Annotated in this window: 1 protein-coding gene; it reads left to right on the top strand. The window is 52.5% G+C overall.

Annotation, left to right across the window (positions count from 1 at the left end; all coding sequences use genetic code 11):
- A partial coding sequence (locus tag A7090_RS18945) for an IS256 family transposase (protein WP_105275176.1) occupies positions 1 to 876 on the top strand: 876 nt, incomplete at both ends.

Genomic DNA, 876 nt, shown 5'->3' with positions numbered 1-876 from the left:
CAGCAAAAAGACCATTAAAACCCCGACCGGCAGCTTCGAACTGGCGACTCCGCGCGATCGTAATGGCACTTTTGAACCCCAACTGGTGAAGAAGCACCAGACCACGTTGTCTGATGAGATCGAACGCAAAATCATTCGCCTGTTTGCGCTGGGAATGAGCTACCAGGATATCAGCCGGGAGATTGAAGATTTATATGCCTTCAGCGTTTCCACAGCCACCATCAGCGCGGTGACCGATAAGGTCATTCCTGAGTTAAAACAGTGGCAACAGCGCCCGCTGGAGAAAGTTTACCCCTTCGTATGGCTGGACGCCATTCACTATAAAATCCGTGAGGATGGCCGCTACCTGAGCAAGGCAGTTTACACGGTGCTGGCGCTGAATCTGGAGGGCAAAAAGGAAATCCTGGGCCTGTATCTGTCTGAAAGCGAAGGGGCGAACTTCTGGCTGTCGGTATTAAGCGATCTACAAAATCGTGGTGTGGAAGATATCCTGATCGCCTGCGTGGACGGGCTGACCGGCTTCCCGGAGGCGATAAACAGCATTTATCCGCAGACAGAAGTTCAGTTGTGTGTGATTCACCAGATACGCAACTCGATTAAATATGTGGCGTCAAAACACCACAAAGCGTTCATGGCCGACCTGAAGCCGGTATATCGCGCGGTGTCGAAAGAGGCCGCAGAAACGGCGCTGGATGAGCTGGAGGCCAGATGGGGCCAGCAGTATCCGGTGGTACTCCAGTCGTGGCGTCGCAAGTGGGAAAACCTGTCGGCATACTTCCGCTATCCGGCAAATATCCGCAAGGTCATTTACACCACAAATGCTATCGAATCAGTCCATCGCCAGTTCAGGAAACTGACCAAAACCAAAGGCGCTTT

Source organism: Escherichia sp. MOD1-EC7003, assembly GCF_002965065.1.
Taxonomy (GTDB): Bacteria; Pseudomonadota; Gammaproteobacteria; order Enterobacterales; family Enterobacteriaceae; genus Escherichia.
This window is presented reverse-complemented; position numbering and strand designations above follow the sequence as displayed.